The following is a 16,091-nucleotide window of genomic DNA, read 5'->3' on the forward strand; positions in this document are numbered from 1 at the left end:
CGTCCCTACGGAGCCGATGGTGTGGGCTTTTCTTTCTCGCCGGAGACCGCGCGCTCCAGCGCGGCCAGATGTTCGGCGCACACCTGCTGAACGATCGCGCTGAGTTCCTGGACGCGTTCGCCAAGCCAGGCGAGATCGTCGGCCTCGATCCGGTAGTGCTTGGAATAACGCGCCTTCACATAGGCCTCCTTGAGGAGGCTGAAGCGCCGACGGGCATCTTTCGTGTCATCGGGCCAGACAAAGACCAAACGCGCATCGATCCTCCGCCCCTGCTTGCGGAGGTTCTCGATATTATGGCTGTGCGAAGTGTAGAACGTACAGGTCAGCAGTAGCGTGTGGTAGAGTCGCTCGGTCGTTTGATGGAGTTGGAACGCCGCATTCTTGAGAAAGACCTGACTTGTGCCCTCGGCAAGCGCGAGCTCAAACATCTTGTAAAAAGCGCCCGCACTCGGGAACCATTCCTCATAATATTCGCGCGCCAGCTTGAACGCGTCGGCGGGCCGTTTCGGCTTCGGCGTCGCAAGCTCGCCGTCGTCGGCCTGGTAGAGCGCGATACCGTCCTTGACGACGTCGAGAAAGAAGAAACGCCCTTCCGCCAGATTGTTGTTCACCTGCTGAAGCGTGTGGACGATCAGGCTGACCGGGTGGCGCAGCCGGCCGAGGATGACATGGTCGCGGCTGAATCTGTCCTCGAGATGGGTCCAGTGCTCCGTCTCGGCGAGCTCGTCCTGGTTGACGATGACGAGGATGTCGTAGTCGGACACATAGCCCTTGGCCGTCTGCGGCTCATAGATGCCTTCGCCGCGCGCGATCGACCCGTAGAGAATGACCTTCAGGATCCGGCCCGCCTTGCGATCGCCACTGGCGAGCTTGTGCGCGTCTTCGAACTCCTCGAAAATCGCGCGGACAATCTGTTCGAGTTCGCGCTGATTCTTCGCGGGAAGATGGGATATGTCGGAACGCATGACGCTGCTACCTGCATGAGGGTGCGGCGCTAGGCAATGGGTTTGCTGCGAGCACTGTCGCGCTTCAAGACGATCGAAGGGCCGCGCCAAACTTTGCCAGCCCTCCCGACGAACCGTGAGTAGCGGGACGCTTCCGCTACAGTCGCGATATGCGATCAGTCGGCTTCGCCGAATGAGACACTGGAGCTTCAGAGCGACGGCTTCATAAACCGCCGCTCGCCAGTTTCCAGGACCTTCGCCCAATCCTTAAAACCATCTCGGGGGAGCATGCGCTCGATCGAAAGCCCTGGACGCGCATAGCGCTCTTCCGCTTTGGTAGCCCCGCGCCGCCCCTCCGCATCATTGTCGATCGCGAGGATCAGGCGCTCGATCGATGATGGCAACTGGATCTGGTCGAAGCGGCGCGCGCCCATCGTGGCCCAGCAGGGTATCTCGTTGAGGATCGTGAAGGCCCGCGCCGTTTCGAAGCCCTCGGCAAGCGCGAGTGTCCCCTGCCCGCCCCCCTCCCCCTGCCATGCGCCGCGCGCGGGCCTGCCGAGCATTAGCTTCATGCGGTACGACGTGGTTTGCGTGTCGAGGAAGATGCGCTGAATGGCTGTCAGTCTTGGTCCTTCACGGACTGCGACGAGCAATGCCGGCAGGAAGAGCGTCCACGGCCGGGGACGATATGGGCATCTGGGATGGAAGCGCACGTCGTGAGGAACGGGCAGCAGGTGACGCGAGGCCAGATAGCGGGCTGCGAGAGTCTCGTCGACCGGCCGCGCCTCGGTCCAGAGGCGCTCTGCGTTGCCCGTGCCTGTCGAGGGCTTGTCCTCATAGCGATATTGGGCACCCACCGGAACGCGGGCGAGTTCACGGAGGACGTCCGAGCGTTCACAACCGGCGAAGCAGGTGACGAGAATGCCCCGGTCGCCCTGCCGCAACGCAAGGCTCGGGTTCTTGTCGGCATGGGCAGGGCACAGGCACATCGCCGTTCGGCCGTGCCAGGTTCCTCCGAGGGTGCCGACGAGGTTGATGAGGTCCTGAGTGGGAGGGTGAGCAGTGAGAGCCATGATACGGTCCTTTCTGCCTTTGCGATCCCTCTCCCCTTTCCTTCCCCAGTTGCCCGTGTTCCCTTTTGGGGCGCAGTGCTATCCGCCGTCCCTATCCTGTCCTTTTGGGGGCGATATGAGCAGGCCATTTACCGTGACGTGTGGCGGGCAGCCGCAGGCCGGAAGCGAGACCGATTTGCCGGGAATTCCGTCGCCAGGTTATGAGGGTGCTGGTTGAAGATACCTCGCGAGGAACGTCTGGCACTTTGTCGCCTTGCGAGCGTCGCTCGTTCATCCTGTCCGATTGGGGGAACAGCATTGGCGTATGAAGGGTCGTTCGGGAGGAGCGCGGCAGAAGCTCTTGTCTGGCGTCGCTATGACGCGCCGCGCCGCCGCCAATCGGGTTCAAGCAGCGCATCGGCTCGGACATCATCGGTCAATCGTTACCATTCGCCTGTCGTCGCTCGGCATAGCGAATTACAAAAGCTTCCCACACGCGAAGCCATTCAGCTTGGGTCCGGTGCCGCTTGATATCCGGAAAGCCGGCGCGAAATGCATCAGCCATCGTATCGACCGCCCAAGGTCTTCCCTTGTCGAGGCCGATCGCTCTGAATTCGGCTTCCCGGGTGCCATAGTTCAATGAGCCCGACGGGAACTCGAACAGCGGCTCCCTGGACTTCGTATTTTCTGCTGACTTTCGCGCCTGTTTCGCGACCGATGATCTCGGTGCCGTTTGAGCGGTATCGGATCCAACGAGTCGCAGGTGCGGGCCGACAAGCTTTCTCTCGAGCGGCGCATGCGAGGGATGAAGCACGACCTTCCGTCCCGAAAGATCCACATTGGCGTTCGGGTACACCGCGGACACGATTTGCATCGTTTCCCGGACCGTCTGCCGGAATCGCTTGCTGTCCGCTTCGTTGCCGAGATGCTTTGCAAGCTGATCCCAGGAGATGATCTGCCCCCTGTCGCTCGTGATCCGCGGCAAGCGGTAAGCAAGATAGGTATAAAGATCGAGAGCGGTCGGCGTGCCCTTGAGTTCGCGGATCGCGACTTCGTTCAATGGTACGGCATGATCGACGAGATGGCTGTAAAACGCCTCCGACATGCGTATCTCGCGCGCAAAAGCGCCGTTCTTGTCGAGCGATCCCGCATATTCGTTTGAAATCTTCACGTCGCGAACGGCGAATGCATTGTCGCCCGTCTCATGCCCATCCCAGCGAATCTGCCATTCGCACGCCAGCAGGCGATCGACCTGTTCGCGCATCAAATTGGCTGTGCCTCGGGGTCCGTACGAAATGCTCTGGTAGCCAAGGCGGCGCATCCACTCGGTGAAGTTCCGTCCCAGATATACATCCCGGGATTGCTTCGAGACGGCCTGCGAGAGGAGATAAATCAGCGCGACCCGTGGATAAGCCCCATAGGGGACCCCCAAGCTCTTCATGACCGACTTGCCATCGACCACCTGAAGGACAGGCCGCGGATTGATGGCGAGCGCGTAGCGGCCATCCTCGCGCACGATCGGGAGCGTATCGTCCTTGGGTCGCTTGGTGGGAAGCGACATGGCGCAGAGTGCGGAGTGGAGAAATGCAGGAACGGGTTCTTCATCATGGACGCGAAGAAAGGCATCCATCGTCAACTGCGATCCGGCAGCCAAGGCAACCGAACGGACCTTTTCCGGGCCGCCATCGAGCATGGCCAGCGCATATTGGTGTCCGATCGGCCTCGATGTATCCCCACTCATGGTTTTGCCCTTATCCGACTCCCGGAGTCGCTCCACGGCCCGATGTATCAACAGGTTTGGGTACTCAGCGCAAGGGTTTTGGCAGTTTTGCCGGCATTCCCGGGGTGAAACCTCCAAAACCACCGATGATGTCGGAGCCGTTCCTTGCCCTCGCCCTCCCCTTCTCCAAAAATTGTTCAAAAGCGATTCGCGAATCGGATTTTTATAGGGATTCTGTAGCTATAGGTATGGGCTCCGAGATCATCGGTCCATTCGCACCGAGATCATCGGAAAAACGCACCAATATCATCGGTTTGCACCGAGATCATCGGTCCGCCGACAGCCATTGAAAATGGGCGGTTTGGACGAGCGGTTCAATGCGATCGCTAACAGTCGAACGGCTCCCAGATCATCGGTATGATGTGTCGTGGCTGGACGGACTTCTACCGGCCGGACGAGTAAACTGCTCGGAGATCATCGGTCAAGTTGGAAGCTTGGTGGTCAATTCTTGCTCGAAACTGCCAAGAGGGCTAAGCGAGGCCTTCAACTTCACAAGATGTGGCGGACATGGCAACAGAACCTACTCAAGACAGCCAGGCTGATGAGCTCTTCAGCGATGATCTCGGTACCCTCCATCGCAAGGCGCTGACGATCCTGAAGCGGATTCGCGATGGCGCTCTCGATCCCGAGACGGGAACCAAGAAGGGACCCACCTTCCCCATCTCCAAGGCGGCGGCCCTCGTGGGGCGGACAGCCTCGGCGATCCGTGAGGCAGAACGGGACGGCCGGCTTCCCGGGCGCGGTCGCACGGCATCGGGCCATCGGCTGCAATATACGCTCGAAGAGCTGGACCAGATGCGGGAGGTGTTCGGCACACGCCCGTGGCGGGCTGCCAGCGATACTCCGGCGATTATCTCGATCTCGAACTTCAAGGGCGGTGTCGCGAAGACCACTATCGCCCTTCACGCGGCCCAGCATTTTGCGATCCGGGGCTACCGGGTCCTCCTGATCGATTGCGACAGTCAGGCGAGCACGACGATGATGTTCGGCTATCGGCCAGATGTCGATCTCAGCGAGGACGACACGCTCTACGGGCATTTCCACAACCCGGAGCTGCTGGGTGTCCGCAAAATCGTCCGCAAGACGCATTTTCATGGACTCGAGCTGATCCCGGCGAACCTGAAACTTTATAATCTCGAGTATGAGATCGCGGGCTATCTCGCGCAGAACCAGAACTTCGACATTATCGACATGATTTCCCACGCGATCGACGACGTCGTCGATGATTATGACGTGGTCATCATGGATCCGCCGCCCGCCTTGGGGATGGTGTCGATGGCCGTTCTGCAGGCGGCCAACGCGATGGTGATACCCATGCCGCCGAGCGTGATCGACTTTGCATCGACGGTGTCCTTCATCGACATGGCGCGGACGACCATGGCGCAATTGGAGAAGCTTGGGGGGAGGGCGAAGCCCGCCTATAATTTCATCAAGATCGTCGCGAGCCGCGTCGACGAAAGCAAGTCGATGCATCGCGAAATCCTCTCGATGATGCGGCAGGTCTTCGGCGGATCAATGATCAATTCGGTACTGCGGACAAGCGCCGAAATCGACAACGCAAGTTCGCGTATGAAGACGGTTTTCGAGCTCGAACGCCCGGTAACGTCGCACGAAGTTCACAACCGCAGTGTGCGGCTACTGACAGAGGTTTGCCACGATATCGAGATGGAAGTGTTGCGCAGCTGGGACAGCAAAGCCAAGGCCCATCGCTAACGCGTTGCCACGTGGCAACTGGACAAGAAAACGTTGAAATTCAAAGAGCTAACTATGCGACATGACAGAAGTTTTCAGCGTGTACATCCGGATAAAGTGGCGTAGGCTAAGTCAGTTGCCACGTGGCAACTGAGACGCAAGCGGGTAGGGACATCGGCAGTTGAGTGACGGGTTGCCACGTGGCAACTAGGGTGACGTAACAGGCAATAATCGGAAAGAGCGACCATGGCACAAGGCAATCGCGGATTTGGCAGCAGCCTCACGGAGGGCCTCGATGAAGCCGAAGATGTCGGCAACGAGGCGCCATCCGAAAGCATCATGGCCAGTCGCAGCCAGACCCTTGCGCGCATCGCATCGGGGAAGATGGTAACCGATCGAACGGAGTGGGTGGACCCGGCGCGGTGCCGGCCATGGCGACTTCATAACCGCGACCTCGATCATCTTACCGAAGAAAGTTGCCGTGACCTCATCGATGCATTTCTGTCGGCGAAGAAACAGCGCATCCCGGCGATCGTGCGGCGGCTCCAAAATGACCCTGACCATGATTTCGAAATTATTGCCGGCGTCAGGCGTTGGTGGACGGCGCAGTGGCTACGCGAGCATCATCACCCGGAGTATGACTATCTTGTCACCATCCAGAATGTCACCGACGAAGAAGCGTTCCGCGTTTCTGATGTCGAAAATCGCTCCCGCAAGGACATCAGCGATTGGGAGCGGGGAATCGAATATTCCCGCGCGCTCGCGGAGTTCTACAACAATTCGCAAAACGAGATGGCCGAACATCTTAGAATCTCGCGCTCCTGGCTGAGCCGCCTGCTTGATGTTGTGCGTCTGCCGGATGAAATCGTGAGCGCTTTTTCCGACCGTCACGACATCACGGTTCGGGTGGCTCGCGACGTCAAGCCTTTGGTCGGCGATCCGCGCTCGAAGAAGCTGATGGTCGAAGAGGCGGCGCGCATCGCCGGCGAGCGCAACGATCTCGGCGTTCGCTTCACCGGTCCCGAAGTCGCCAAGCGGCTCGCGCGCGCGACCATGGCTCCAAGCAAAGCGGGGGAAGGGGAGGTCGAAGTGAAGGGGCGAGGCGGCAAGGCCATTCTGCGCTATTCACGAAACACTCGCGGCGCGCTGACTCTGAAGGTCCCGCCGAAAACCGGGGCCACGAAGGATGAGCTGCTGAAGGCGATCGGCGAGATCCTGGGCGCCAGCTAGGCTCGTGAATTATCTCTGTTAAGCGCGCTAGCATCCAGCATGGCATCGATCTCTGCCATCTCGCGGTCGAAAGCGTCGAAGGCTTCGGCGATCTTCGGGTTGGCGGGCAGGGGAGGGGGGTCCTTCCGGGGCCGACCCCGTCGAGGCTCGATAAAACCAAATGCGGTGGCGAGATCCGGTGTGAGGTACTGGCGCCAGCTGCGGCGGCCGCTTATCTCCACAAGCAGCCCCGCCTCAGTGGCGCGCTCAAGAAGCTTGCTCGCTCCCGCCACGCTCATGTCGAGCAAGGTGGCAACCGATTGCGGCCCGAGCAGCGGCCGATAGCTGGTGAGGGCGAGGAGCCGGGGCAGGGCGCCAGGGCGATATTCCTCCGCGATGGCGCGCTGAGCGAGGCGATAATGGCGATCGAGGTCGTCGAGGTGTGCGAGCCCAGATCGTGCGCTCGCCTCTAAAGCGCGCAGGGCGGAAAGCCAATCCTGCTGGTCGACGGTCTTTCGAAGGCGGAAGGCCTTCGCACCCCCGGTCAGGCAGGGGAGGGGGGCGGCGCATAGACTGAGATCGCGAAGCGCGAAGGGGAGCCCGAGCCACGCCGCGATCGAGCGATCCGTTCGGCTATCGCGCCGGAGCATATCAAGCGCTCGCACCAGAAGAGGATGGGCAGTGGCGGAATCGGTCTCGGCCAACGCGAGTGGCCGCGCCATCCGCCAGGCAAAAGGGTCGGGATTGCGAAGTGCGGCTTGCCACGGGGCAAATTCCTCGAAAATGTCGACCGTGGAGGCGCGCAGTGCGCGGCCAGTGATTTTAAGCTCGCAGCCCCATGAAAATACGTCGATTTCATCAATTTCGATCGCCTGGAGCTGAAGCGCCCCCGTGTAGCCCATCCAGGCGGCGCGTCGCCGCCACGCGGAAGCCACCGAACTCACCATAATCCGGGCGTCGAGACGTGCGATCGCCGCGGTACAGGACGCTATCGCCGCGACTATTTTTGGGGTATATTCGGGGCCGAAACGGGCAGGAGAGGGGGTGTTGCTCATACGTAATTATGAACCGAAATGGCTTCTCAGTAAAGTATGCTCGAACACACAGTGTTGATAATGGATGTTTATCACCATTAGCCAAATGTGCTTGCACTGTAGCAGCACAATGCGCTATGATGCAAAATCGTCGAAATTAGCGACCAGAGGAGCATCGTCGTGGCCACCGCCGCCCATCAACCACCGCGCCGCAAGCAGCGGGCAATCACCATCCGCTCCGATCATGCGTTGAAGCGCTTGGAGCTGCTCGCCCGCGACGGGCGCAGCCAGGTCGACATCATCGAAGAGGCGCTCGACCGCATGCCGCTTCCACCTGCGAGCGACGGTGCAACCTTTCGCGCGGAAGTCGAGGCCATTCTCGCAGGAGTGCCCAAACGCTCATATCCGACGATGGCCGAGATTGATGCGGAATTGTGGGATGAGGATGGGTTGCCGCGATGATCATCGACACGTCGGCGTTGATCGCCGTGCTGACCGACGAGGAGGGCAGGGACGCCTTTTTGGATGCGATCATCGCCGAGCGAGGTGGAATACCGGCGCCAGCCCGCGTGGAGTTCCTGCGGGTCGCCGGCAATCAGCGCTTTGGCTTGCGGGAAAAGGCCAAAGAGATGCTCGCGAGTTTCGAGCGTGGTGGTTGCGCCACGCTGGCATTCACGGCAGACCACGCACAAATCGCGATCGAGGCCGAGCCGCGTTACGGCTCAGGGAACGGCAATGGTGGCCCGCTCAACCTGCTCGACCTCATGGTCTATGCGGTGGCCAAGGAGCGGGGCGAGCCGTTGCTGTGCACCGGCAAGGATTTCGCGGCGACGGATGTCATCCTCCATGAGGCAAGCCGTTCGTGGTGAGATCATCGCAATCGTTCGGGCTGATTTCCTGGGTGCAGCGGCATGTCCGCTGAGCGCTTAGCATCAGCCCCATGGGGTGGGCAGAAGACGCCTCGCGCAGGGCAGGGCATCGAACCGATACTTCGCCGCGCGGTAAAGGAGGATGTTCCCGAGATTGGCCCAGTGACCTCATAGGTTGAGAAACGGCCAACTGGCAGAACGGATCGGAAACGGACTGCGCGGTTGACTGTTGCGTTCCGGTATCCGAATGATGTGAGCAAGCGGGCCGGAGACGACAATGTCGGTGGTGAGTATCTTGGAGACGGACGAGGATCTGGCCGGACGCTGGAGTCTGGTTTTCGAAGATTTTGCACTTTTGAATGCAAAGCCTGCGGCGACGCGGCTCGGCTTTACCGCGCAACTGCTCCTGTACCGTACGGCGGGACGCTTTGGTCGCGGTGCCGATGAGTTTCCGGATACCGTCGTTGCGTATCTCGCCGAGCAGATCGGAGCATCGCCTGCAGAGCTCGAAGTCTATGACTGGCTTGGCCGTTCCGGGCGACGGCATCGTGCCGAGATTCTCGACCATTTGGGATTTCGCCGGGCGCGCCGGCAAGAGATGCGGGCGGCGGCCGCGTGGACTGGCTCCGAGCTTTGCCAGTTGGGCTTGCCCGCTTCCGGGATGATGGACCGTCTTCTTGGCTGGTTCGTCGCGCACCGGATTGCGGCGCCTGAGGAAGAGGCGTTGACGGCGCTGATCACCACGGCCCGTCGCGCGTTCGAGGATCAGGTGCTGGAGAAGATTGCCTCGTTCGTATCGCCCGAGCACGGGGAACGGCTTGATGCTTCGCTCGCCGATGAGGACGGCGTCACAGGTTTTTCGGGACTGAAAGCGGATCCCGGGCAGCCCAATATCGACAACATACTGGTGGCGGCACGGCGGCTTGCCTTTGTGAAGCAGCATGTGTTGCCCTGCGAGGCCTTGCCCGATTTGGGGGACCCCATTGCGCGGATTCTGCGCCGCAGAGTGATCAACGAGACCGCCTGGACGATGCGCCGGCACCCTGATGGGCGACGCCACGCGCTGTTCGGGCTTTTCCTGGCGCACCGGGAGCGCGAACTCACAGACGGCCTGATCGACCTGCTGATCGAAATTGTCCACAAGGTCGGCAGCCGAGCCCGCAACCGGGTGCTCAAGGCGTTTGTGACCGAAGTCGAGCGGGTTCACGGCAAAGAGGGACTGCTGGTCCGGATTGCCGAGGCGGCCTGTCTTCAGCCCGAAGGCATGGTGCGCGATGTCGTGTTTCCGGCAGCGGGCGGCGCCAATGTGCTGGCGGCGATCGTGCGAGAGCATAAGGCGTCGGACGGTTTCGAGCGGCGCGTTCACCGGGTGCTGCGCGTCTCGTATCTGCGTCATTATCGGCGCATGCTTCCGGCCGTATTGGGTGTGCTGGAATTCCGTTCGAATAACCTGGTGCATCGCCCGGTGCTCGATGCGGTCGACTGGCTGCGCCGGACGAGCGGCGGCCGGCGCGTCATCCGGCCTGAGGACGGCGTGCCGCTGGACGGTGTCGTGCCCCCCAAATGGCGGGACCTGGTCGTGGAAAAGGACGACGACGGGCGTCCGCGGATCAACCGCATCAACTATGAGATCTGCGTACTGACCGCGTTACGCGAGCGTCTGCGCTGCAAGGAAATCTGGGTGGTGGGCGCGGACCGCTACCGCAATTCTGACGACGATTTGCCACGGGATTTCGAAACACGCCGCGCCGACTATTACCGCGAGCTCGGCCGCAGCGAGGATGCCGGAGCGTTTGTCGGCGGACTTCGTGCACAGATGACCGAGGCGCTCGGCGCGTTGAACCGGAAGATGCCGCGCAATGCCAAGGTGCGGCTTCGCCAGCAGGGCAAGAACCGAATTTCGATCACGCCCTTCGAGCCGCTGCCGGCAGCCCCCAATCTGGAGGCGATCAAGACAGAACTCGAGCGGCGCTGGCCAATGACGGATTTGATCAACGTACTGATGGAGACCGCTCGGCAAACCGGGTTTCTCGAGGAATTCACGACGTCGGGCGACCGGGTCGTCCTTGATCCTGATACGCTGCGCCAGCGTCTCGTCCTGTGCCTCTATGGCTTGGGCACCAATGCCGGTCTGAAGCGGGTCAGCGCGGGAACCGAGACCGCGAGCTATACCGAGCTGTTGCATGTCCGGCGCCGCTTCATCCACAAAGAGGCGCTACGCAGCGCAACCGCGTTGGTCACCAACGCGATCCTCGCGACGCGCGACCAGCGCATCTGGGGCGAGGCAGGAACTGCCTGCGCGTCTGATTCGACGAAGGTGGGGGCCTGGGACCAGAATCTGATGGCGGAATGGCATGTCCGCTACCGCGGCCGGGGCGTCATGATTTACTGGCACATGGAGCGCCAGGCGACCTGCATCTACTCGCAGCTCAAACGCTGTTCGTCCTCCGAGGTCAGCGCGATGATCGAAGGCGTGCTGCGCCATTGTACCGACCAGGAGATTCAGCGTCATTATGTCGACAGCCATGGTCAGAGCGAGGTGGGGTTTGCCTTTTGCCACCTGCTCGGGTTCGAGCTGGCACCGCGCCTGAAGGCGATCGCGCGCCAGAAGCTCTATGTGCCCGAAGCCACGATGCGCGGAGCGCTCGGCAATCTCACGCCGATCCTGGCGCGCGAGATCAACTGGCCCCTGATCGAGCGGCAGTATGACGAGATGATCAAATATACCGCAGCGCTCAAACATCGCACCGCCGACCCCGAAGCGATCCTGCGGCGCTTCGCCAGCGCGGCTGTCCAGCACCCGACCTATGCGGCACTCGCCGAACTCGGCAAGGTCATCAAGACGATCTTCCTGTGCGGCTATATCGGCTCGGAGGATCTGCGCCGCGACATCCATGCCGGGCTCAACGTCGTCGAGAACTGGAACGGCGCGCACAGCTTTATCTTCTTCGGCAAGGGCGGTGAGATCGCCACCAACCGCCTGGAGGATCAGGAGTTGTCAGTGCTGGCGCTCCATTTGCTGCAGAACTGCCTGGTCTATGTGAACACGCGGATGCTGCAGCGGGTCCTGACCGAGCCCGCCTCGCTGAATCGGATGACCGCCGAAGATCATCGCGGCCTGACGCCCGCCATCCACGCCCATATCAATCCTTATGGCCGTTTCGAGGCGAATCTGGATCGGCGCATCGACTTCGAACTGCCGCTGGCGGCGTAATCCGCAAAGGGATCTGCGATGAAGAAAGCGACACCACCTCCCCGACGTCCCAAGGCCAGGAAGACACGGACCAAGCCCGCGGCAGCGCCCGCCAAGCGGCCTGCCGAGGTGTTGCCCGACCGGCGGGCCATGGAAGGCTTCATGGCTGGACTGTTCGGTCGCGTAGCGGCCAATGCGAACGGCGCCGTCGATGATGCGCAGGAGATGATGTACGATGCCTGGGAAGCGAGCGGAGCCGAGCGCGTCGCCCTCGCCAGAGCCGCCCTCGACATCTCCCCGCTATGCGCGGATGCCTATGTTCTGCTCGCGGAGGAAGAAGCGGGCTCCCAACAGGACGCGCTGGCGTTGTACCGTCAAGGTGTGGAGGCAGGCGAACGCGCGCTCGGCGACGAGTTCGAGGAGCTGTCCGGTCACTTCTGGGGGTTTCTCCAGACCAGGCCCTATATGCGGGCGCGAGCAGGGCTTGCGATCACGTTGTGGCGCCTGGGCGAGCAGCAGGCCGCGATCGATCACTATTGTGCGATGCTGATCCTCAATCCCAACGACAATCAAGGCATCCGCTATCTGCTGGCGACCGCCTTGCTTGCGCGTGACGACATCGCTGGACTGAAGGTGCTGTTGAACCAGTATGAAGAAGATGGGAGTGCCGCCTGGGTCTACACGCTGGCGCTGATCGCTTATCGCGAACAGGATCCGCATGGTTCTGCGATTGTCCAGGAGGCATGGGACAGCAACCCGCATGTGCCCGCCATGCTGGCCGGCCTCAAACGCCTCACTCCTTCCCGCGACGGCTATATCAGTATGGGCGGCGAGGATGAGGCGACGGCTTATGTCGAGGAGAACGGCGCCGCCTGGCGCGCTGTCCCGGGTGCCGTCGAATGGCTGGTGGAACGCACGGCCGCGTTGAAGCCACACCATCGCGGACGCAAATCATGATGAGAGAGCCCTGCGCGCAAACGGTCGTTTGCGCAGCATCCAGACCGGCTCAGCAAAAACAACACGCTACTCGTCGCACAAAGCTGTTGCCAAACGACATGCAAAAGCAACAGACAAATGCAGCATCAGCCAAGCTGCTCGGCTATGCCCGCGTGTCCAAGGCCGAAGACCAGGATGCCGCCCCGCAGATCGAAGCACTCGAAGCCGCAGGCTGCACCCGGGTCTACGAGGAACACGCCTCGGGCGGCCGCTGGGATCGGCCGGAACTCCACCGACTGCTCGACCGTCTCGAGCCCGGCGATGTTCTCGCCGTCTGGAAGCTAGACCGGCTGTCGCGGTCGCTGAAAGACCTGCTGCTTATCCTCGACCGCGTTGAAAAAGCCGGCGCCGGGTTCCGCTCGCTGACCGAAAATATCGACAGCACAACGGCTTCTGGTCGCATGATGATGCAAATGCTGGGGTCGTTTGCCGAATTCGAACGCGCGATGGTGCGTGAGCGAACCCAGGCGGGCCTTCGTTCAGCCCGTGCCCAGGGACGCCGCGGCGGACGTCAGCCCAAGCTCACCCGCCAGCAGCAAGCCGAGGTCATTGCCATGCTGGCGGTCGGCCGGTCCGCCGCCGACGTCGCCCGATTGTTCAACGTTCACCGCGCGACCATCTCCCGGATTGTGAGCAACGCAGCCGCCACAGTCGAATGATCGCCCAATCCGTTCCGTATCCGTTCCCCGAGTTGGCCGTTTATCGACCTATGAGGTCACTGGGCCAGATTCGGGCGCTGACGTTTGCCGCCTATGCGAAGTGGGTCGGCGTCACGCCGCGGCCGCCGCGGCCCGTCACCGCCGATTATGATCGCGCCTTTCGCGACCACCGCTTCGATTTGCTCGTTGAGGGCGGTAAGCTTGTCGCCTTCATCGAGACCGTGGCCGAGGGCGCCGAGCTCCTGATCGTCAATGTCGCTGTCGACCTCGCCCGGCAGCGCAAGGGGCTGGGGATCCGTCTGATGCGTCATGCCGAAGCGGTCGCCCGCGCTGCGGGCCTTCAGGGAACGCGGCTCACTACCAACAAGCTCATGGCGACGAATATCGTCCACTACGAGCGCCTCGGCTACACGGAGGAGCGGGAAGCGGATCATAGTGGAGGGATGGTCGCGGTCCACATGGCTCTTCGCTTCGCACCATGACCAGCGGGGCCGTCACCGGGGGGCACGCGCTGGCCCGTTTCTCGGCCGATTCCGCCGATCTGGTCGGCGAGGTGCGCGCCTTGGTTGGCACCGCGACCCCGATCGACGAAGCCCTCCTCGACGCGGCGCTGCGGGGCTGGTCGGCCAACACGCGCCGCGCGTTCCGCTCGGACCTGACGCTCTGGGGGGCGTGGTGCCGCAAGCGGCGCGTGGCGGCGGCCGAGGCAACGCCCGCGCTGGTCGCGGCCTGGGTGCGGGCGCTGGCCGGCATCGATCCGTCGGACGAGACGCCGCGCGCGATGGCGACGATCGAACGTTATCTGGTCCATGTCGGCTGGGCCTATCGCATGGCGGGCCTGGCCGATCCGACCGCCGCGCCGCTCGTCAAGCTCGAGAAGAAGGCGGCGCGCAAGAGCCTTGGCGTGCGCCAGCGCCAGGCGCGCGCGATCCGGTTCAAGGGCGACATCACCGATTTTGATAGCCCGGCTTCGGGCGTGTGTCTCGCGCATCTGCTCAAGGCCTGCCGCCGCGACGAGCTTGGCCTGCGCGACGCGGCGCTGCTGCGGGTCGCCTATGACGCCGGCTGCCGGCGGTCGGAACTGGTGGCGATCCTTGTGCAGCATATCGAGAAGGATGCGCAAGGGGCGGGGACGCTCTTCCTACCGTCGTCCAAGACCGATCAGGCGGGGGAGGGGGCCTGGGCCTATCTGTCGCCGGTGACGATGGCGGCGATCGCGCGCTGGCGTGACAAGGCCGATATCCGGAAAGGTCCCCTGTTCCGGCGGGTCGAGACCCATTTTGACGGGTCGGTCGCCGCGATCGGACGCGTCGCACTCCATCCCAACAGCATCACGCTGATCTACAAGCGGCTCATTCGCGCCGCTCACGCGAAGAAGCTGCTGGGTGAGATGAGCGACACCGAACTCGATCACTGGGTGCAGGCGGTGTCGTCGCACTCGATCCGGGTCGGGGTGGCGCAGGACAATTTTGCCGCGGGGGAGGGGCTGCCGGCGATCATGCAGGCCTATCGCTGGCGCGATCCCAGGACTGTACTGCGATATGGGGCGCAACTTGCGGCCAAGAGCGGGGCGAGCGCGCGGATGGCGGCACGCATGGCGATTTCATCCCCAGAGGTGTGAATCGGCACCCAAAGCGGGATCGGCCAATTTGAATTATCACACTGAAATTGCGCTAGACCTACAGCTGGCGCGGCCTGGGGTCGGCGTCCATCGGGACCCCTCAGGTGAACGAAAAAGAACACATTCTCAGCAACCTGTCTGAAAGAACGGTGGGGTTCCGGATTGTACGCCTATCGACACCGGACGTTCGATGACTGGGACGATCCTGCGCCCGGTCACTTCGAAGCAGATCTGGTATCGCACAGCGGACCAGTGGCGAGGGGCAGCTTCGCCCAGACGTTGGTTCTGACCGACATTGCGAGGGGATGGACGGAGTGCGCTCCCTTGCTGTTCCGCGAGCAAAACCTGCTTACGAGCGTGCTGGATGAACTGCGCCGACATCTTCCGATGACCATGCTGGGCTTCGACACGGACAATGACAGCGTATTTATGAATGAGACCGTGCGGGACTGGTGCGCCGCAGGCGAAATCGCATGGCTTTGCTGCTCTGCCGATTTCGGATCGACGAAGCGCATTTCCGGCCGCTGAGCTGCGATCACGATGGCCTCGGCATCTGCCGCATCGTTCTTCTGCCGCTTCACAAACGGTTTTACGTAATGCGGCGCAATTAGCTTCACCTCATGGCCGAGCCTGATCATCTCGCGTGCCCAATAATGCGCGCTGCCACAGGCTTCCATCACGACCACCGCCGGTGACTGCTCAGTCATGAACTTGCCAAAACACAGCCGCGACAGCTTCTTACGGAACTTCAGCTCCCCCGTCATAGAAGCGCCGTGCACCTGGAAAACATTCTTTGCCAGATCTACTCCGATCATCGTAACTTCTGTCATGGTTGCCGTCCTTTCCGCTCAGTGGCCGTAAACACCACCGTCTTGGCACATTTCGATGCCGTCTGGGGAGGGCGGCAACCACCCCATCTTTTAAGGAAACGTCGAGTCCTATATACTGAGCCACGGTTGTCCTCCTTTGATGCTGGCCCGGTCAACAATCGTGAGCCCGTACTTCATTTTATCGGGGGGCAACCAACCTTCCAGCCATCTCG

General features: G+C 61.8%; 13 protein-coding genes and 2 pseudogenes. 10 read left to right on the forward strand and 5 right to left on the reverse strand.

Features of this window, described 5'->3' with window-relative positions; all coding sequences use genetic code 11:
• Positions 1 to 5 precede the first annotated feature (5 nt).
• From CDQ92_RS00085 to CDQ92_RS00095, 3 genes are all read right to left on the reverse strand, one after another.
• Complete coding sequence (locus tag CDQ92_RS00085; protein ID WP_088438992.1) at positions 6 to 965, reverse strand: nucleotidyltransferase; 960 nt, start codon at positions 963 to 965, stop codon at positions 6 to 8.
• Between the two features lie 188 nt (positions 966 to 1,153).
• Positions 1,154 to 2,017 carry a DUF7146 domain-containing protein gene (locus CDQ92_RS00090; RefSeq protein ID WP_088438994.1) on the reverse strand — a complete coding sequence of 288 codons (864 nt, stop codon included), beginning with the start codon at positions 2,015 to 2,017 and terminating at the stop codon, positions 1,154 to 1,156.
• Positions 2,018 to 2,432: 415 nt separating this feature from the next.
• The gene (locus CDQ92_RS00095) at positions 2,433 to 3,737 is read right to left on the reverse strand and encodes a replication protein RepA (protein ID WP_088438996.1); all 1,305 of its coding nucleotides are present in this window, start codon (positions 3,735 to 3,737) and stop codon (positions 2,433 to 2,435) included.
• 546 nt (positions 3,738 to 4,283) lie between these two features.
• Here CDQ92_RS00095 and CDQ92_RS00100 point away from each other — a divergent pair.
• The gene (locus tag CDQ92_RS00100; RefSeq protein WP_088438998.1) at positions 4,284 to 5,489 is read left to right on the forward strand and encodes an AAA family ATPase; all 1,206 of its coding nucleotides are present in this window, start codon (positions 4,284 to 4,286) and stop codon (positions 5,487 to 5,489) included.
• Positions 5,490 to 5,714: 225 nt separating this feature from the next.
• Positions 5,715 to 6,698, forward strand: coding sequence for a ParB/RepB/Spo0J family partition protein (locus tag CDQ92_RS00105; RefSeq protein ID WP_088439000.1), 984 nt, complete (start codon positions 5,715 to 5,717; stop codon positions 6,696 to 6,698).
• Here the strand turns inward: CDQ92_RS00105 and CDQ92_RS00110 are convergent.
• A complete protein-coding gene (locus CDQ92_RS00110) occupies positions 6,695 to 7,732 on the reverse strand; it encodes a hypothetical protein (RefSeq protein ID WP_188682446.1) in 1,038 nt (345 codons plus the stop codon). The genes CDQ92_RS00105 and CDQ92_RS00110 overlap by 4 nt on opposite strands.
• A gap of 159 nt (positions 7,733 to 7,891) precedes the next feature.
• On the opposite strand from CDQ92_RS00110, the gene CDQ92_RS00115 reads away from it, so the two are divergent.
• The 8 genes and pseudogenes from CDQ92_RS00115 to CDQ92_RS00150 form a co-directional block, all read left to right on the forward strand.
• Positions 7,892 to 8,173, forward strand: a complete 282-nt coding sequence (locus tag CDQ92_RS00115; RefSeq protein ID WP_088439002.1) for a hypothetical protein — start codon at positions 7,892 to 7,894, stop codon at positions 8,171 to 8,173.
• Positions 8,170 to 8,580 (forward strand): type II toxin-antitoxin system VapC family toxin, encoded by a 411-nt coding sequence (locus CDQ92_RS00120; RefSeq protein ID WP_088439004.1) that lies wholly within the window; start codon positions 8,170 to 8,172, stop codon positions 8,578 to 8,580. The genes CDQ92_RS00115 and CDQ92_RS00120 overlap by 4 nt, the downstream gene beginning before the upstream one ends.
• A 277-nt stretch (positions 8,581 to 8,857) precedes the next feature.
• Complete coding sequence (locus CDQ92_RS00125) at positions 8,858 to 11,794, forward strand: Tn3 family transposase (RefSeq protein ID WP_444544652.1); 2,937 nt, start codon at positions 8,858 to 8,860, stop codon at positions 11,792 to 11,794.
• Positions 11,795 to 11,935: 141 nt separating this feature from the next.
• The gene (locus tag CDQ92_RS00130) at positions 11,936 to 12,730 is read left to right on the forward strand and encodes a hypothetical protein (RefSeq protein ID WP_144035659.1); all 795 of its coding nucleotides are present in this window, start codon (positions 11,936 to 11,938) and stop codon (positions 12,728 to 12,730) included.
• Positions 12,727 to 13,428 carry a recombinase family protein gene (locus CDQ92_RS00135; protein WP_268239199.1) on the forward strand — a complete coding sequence of 234 codons (702 nt, stop codon included), beginning with the start codon at positions 12,727 to 12,729 and terminating at the stop codon, positions 13,426 to 13,428. The genes CDQ92_RS00130 and CDQ92_RS00135 overlap by 4 nt, the downstream gene beginning before the upstream one ends.
• A 50-nt stretch (positions 13,429 to 13,478) precedes the next feature.
• Positions 13,479 to 13,910, forward strand: coding sequence for a GNAT family N-acetyltransferase (locus CDQ92_RS00140; protein ID WP_088439011.1), 432 nt, complete (start codon positions 13,479 to 13,481; stop codon positions 13,908 to 13,910).
• Positions 13,907 to 15,049, forward strand: a complete 1,143-nt coding sequence (locus CDQ92_RS00145; RefSeq protein ID WP_088439013.1) for a tyrosine-type recombinase/integrase — start codon at positions 13,907 to 13,909, stop codon at positions 15,047 to 15,049. Before CDQ92_RS00140 ends, CDQ92_RS00145 begins: the two co-directional genes overlap by 4 nt.
• A 180-nt stretch (positions 15,050 to 15,229) precedes the next feature.
• A pseudogene (locus tag CDQ92_RS00150) lies at positions 15,230 to 15,535 on the forward strand (transposase); the annotation flags it as partial.
• On the opposite strand, the pseudogene CDQ92_RS21480 reads toward CDQ92_RS00150, so the two are convergent.
• A pseudogene (locus CDQ92_RS21480) lies at positions 15,526 to 15,879 on the reverse strand (IS110 family transposase); the annotation flags it as partial. The pseudogenes CDQ92_RS00150 and CDQ92_RS21480 overlap by 10 nt on opposite strands.
• Between the last annotated feature and the right edge of the window lie 212 nt (positions 15,880 to 16,091).

The sequence above is a fragment of the Sphingopyxis bauzanensis genome, from assembly GCF_002205675.1.
GTDB classification, from domain to species: Bacteria; Pseudomonadota; Alphaproteobacteria; order Sphingomonadales; family Sphingomonadaceae; genus Sphingopyxis; species Sphingopyxis bauzanensis.

What these genes read in the sequence shown, in the direction of transcription:
- CDQ92_RS00135 (WP_268239199.1), top strand. Translation starts at nt 12,727, where the DNA reads ATGATGAGAGAGCCCTGCGCGCAAACGGTCGTTTGCGCAGCATCCAGA.
- CDQ92_RS00130 (WP_144035659.1), top strand. Translation starts at nt 11,936, where the DNA reads ATGGCTGGACTGTTCGGTCGCGTAGCGGCCAATGCGAACGGCGCCGTC.
- CDQ92_RS00105 (WP_088439000.1), top strand. Translation starts at nt 5,715, where the DNA reads ATGGCACAAGGCAATCGCGGATTTGGCAGCAGCCTCACGGAGGGCCTC.
- CDQ92_RS00140 (WP_088439011.1), top strand. Translation starts at nt 13,479, where the DNA reads ATGAGGTCACTGGGCCAGATTCGGGCGCTGACGTTTGCCGCCTATGCG.
- CDQ92_RS00145 (WP_088439013.1), top strand. Translation starts at nt 13,907, where the DNA reads ATGACCAGCGGGGCCGTCACCGGGGGGCACGCGCTGGCCCGTTTCTCG.
- CDQ92_RS00100 (WP_088438998.1), top strand. Translation starts at nt 4,284, where the DNA reads ATGGCAACAGAACCTACTCAAGACAGCCAGGCTGATGAGCTCTTCAGC.
- CDQ92_RS00120 (WP_088439004.1), top strand. Translation starts at nt 8,170, where the DNA reads ATGATCATCGACACGTCGGCGTTGATCGCCGTGCTGACCGACGAGGAG.
- CDQ92_RS00085 (WP_088438992.1), bottom strand. Translation starts at nt 965, where the DNA reads ATGCGTTCCGACATATCCCATCTTCCCGCGAAGAATCAGCGCGAACTC.
- CDQ92_RS00095 (WP_088438996.1), bottom strand. Translation starts at nt 3,737, where the DNA reads ATGAGTGGGGATACATCGAGGCCGATCGGACACCAATATGCGCTGGCC.
- CDQ92_RS00110 (WP_188682446.1), bottom strand. Translation starts at nt 7,732, where the DNA reads ATGAGCAACACCCCCTCTCCTGCCCGTTTCGGCCCCGAATATACCCCA.
- CDQ92_RS00125 (WP_444544652.1), top strand. Translation starts at nt 8,858, where the DNA reads ATGTCGGTGGTGAGTATCTTGGAGACGGACGAGGATCTGGCCGGACGC.
- CDQ92_RS00090 (WP_088438994.1), bottom strand. Translation starts at nt 2,017, where the DNA reads ATGGCTCTCACTGCTCACCCTCCCACTCAGGACCTCATCAACCTCGTC.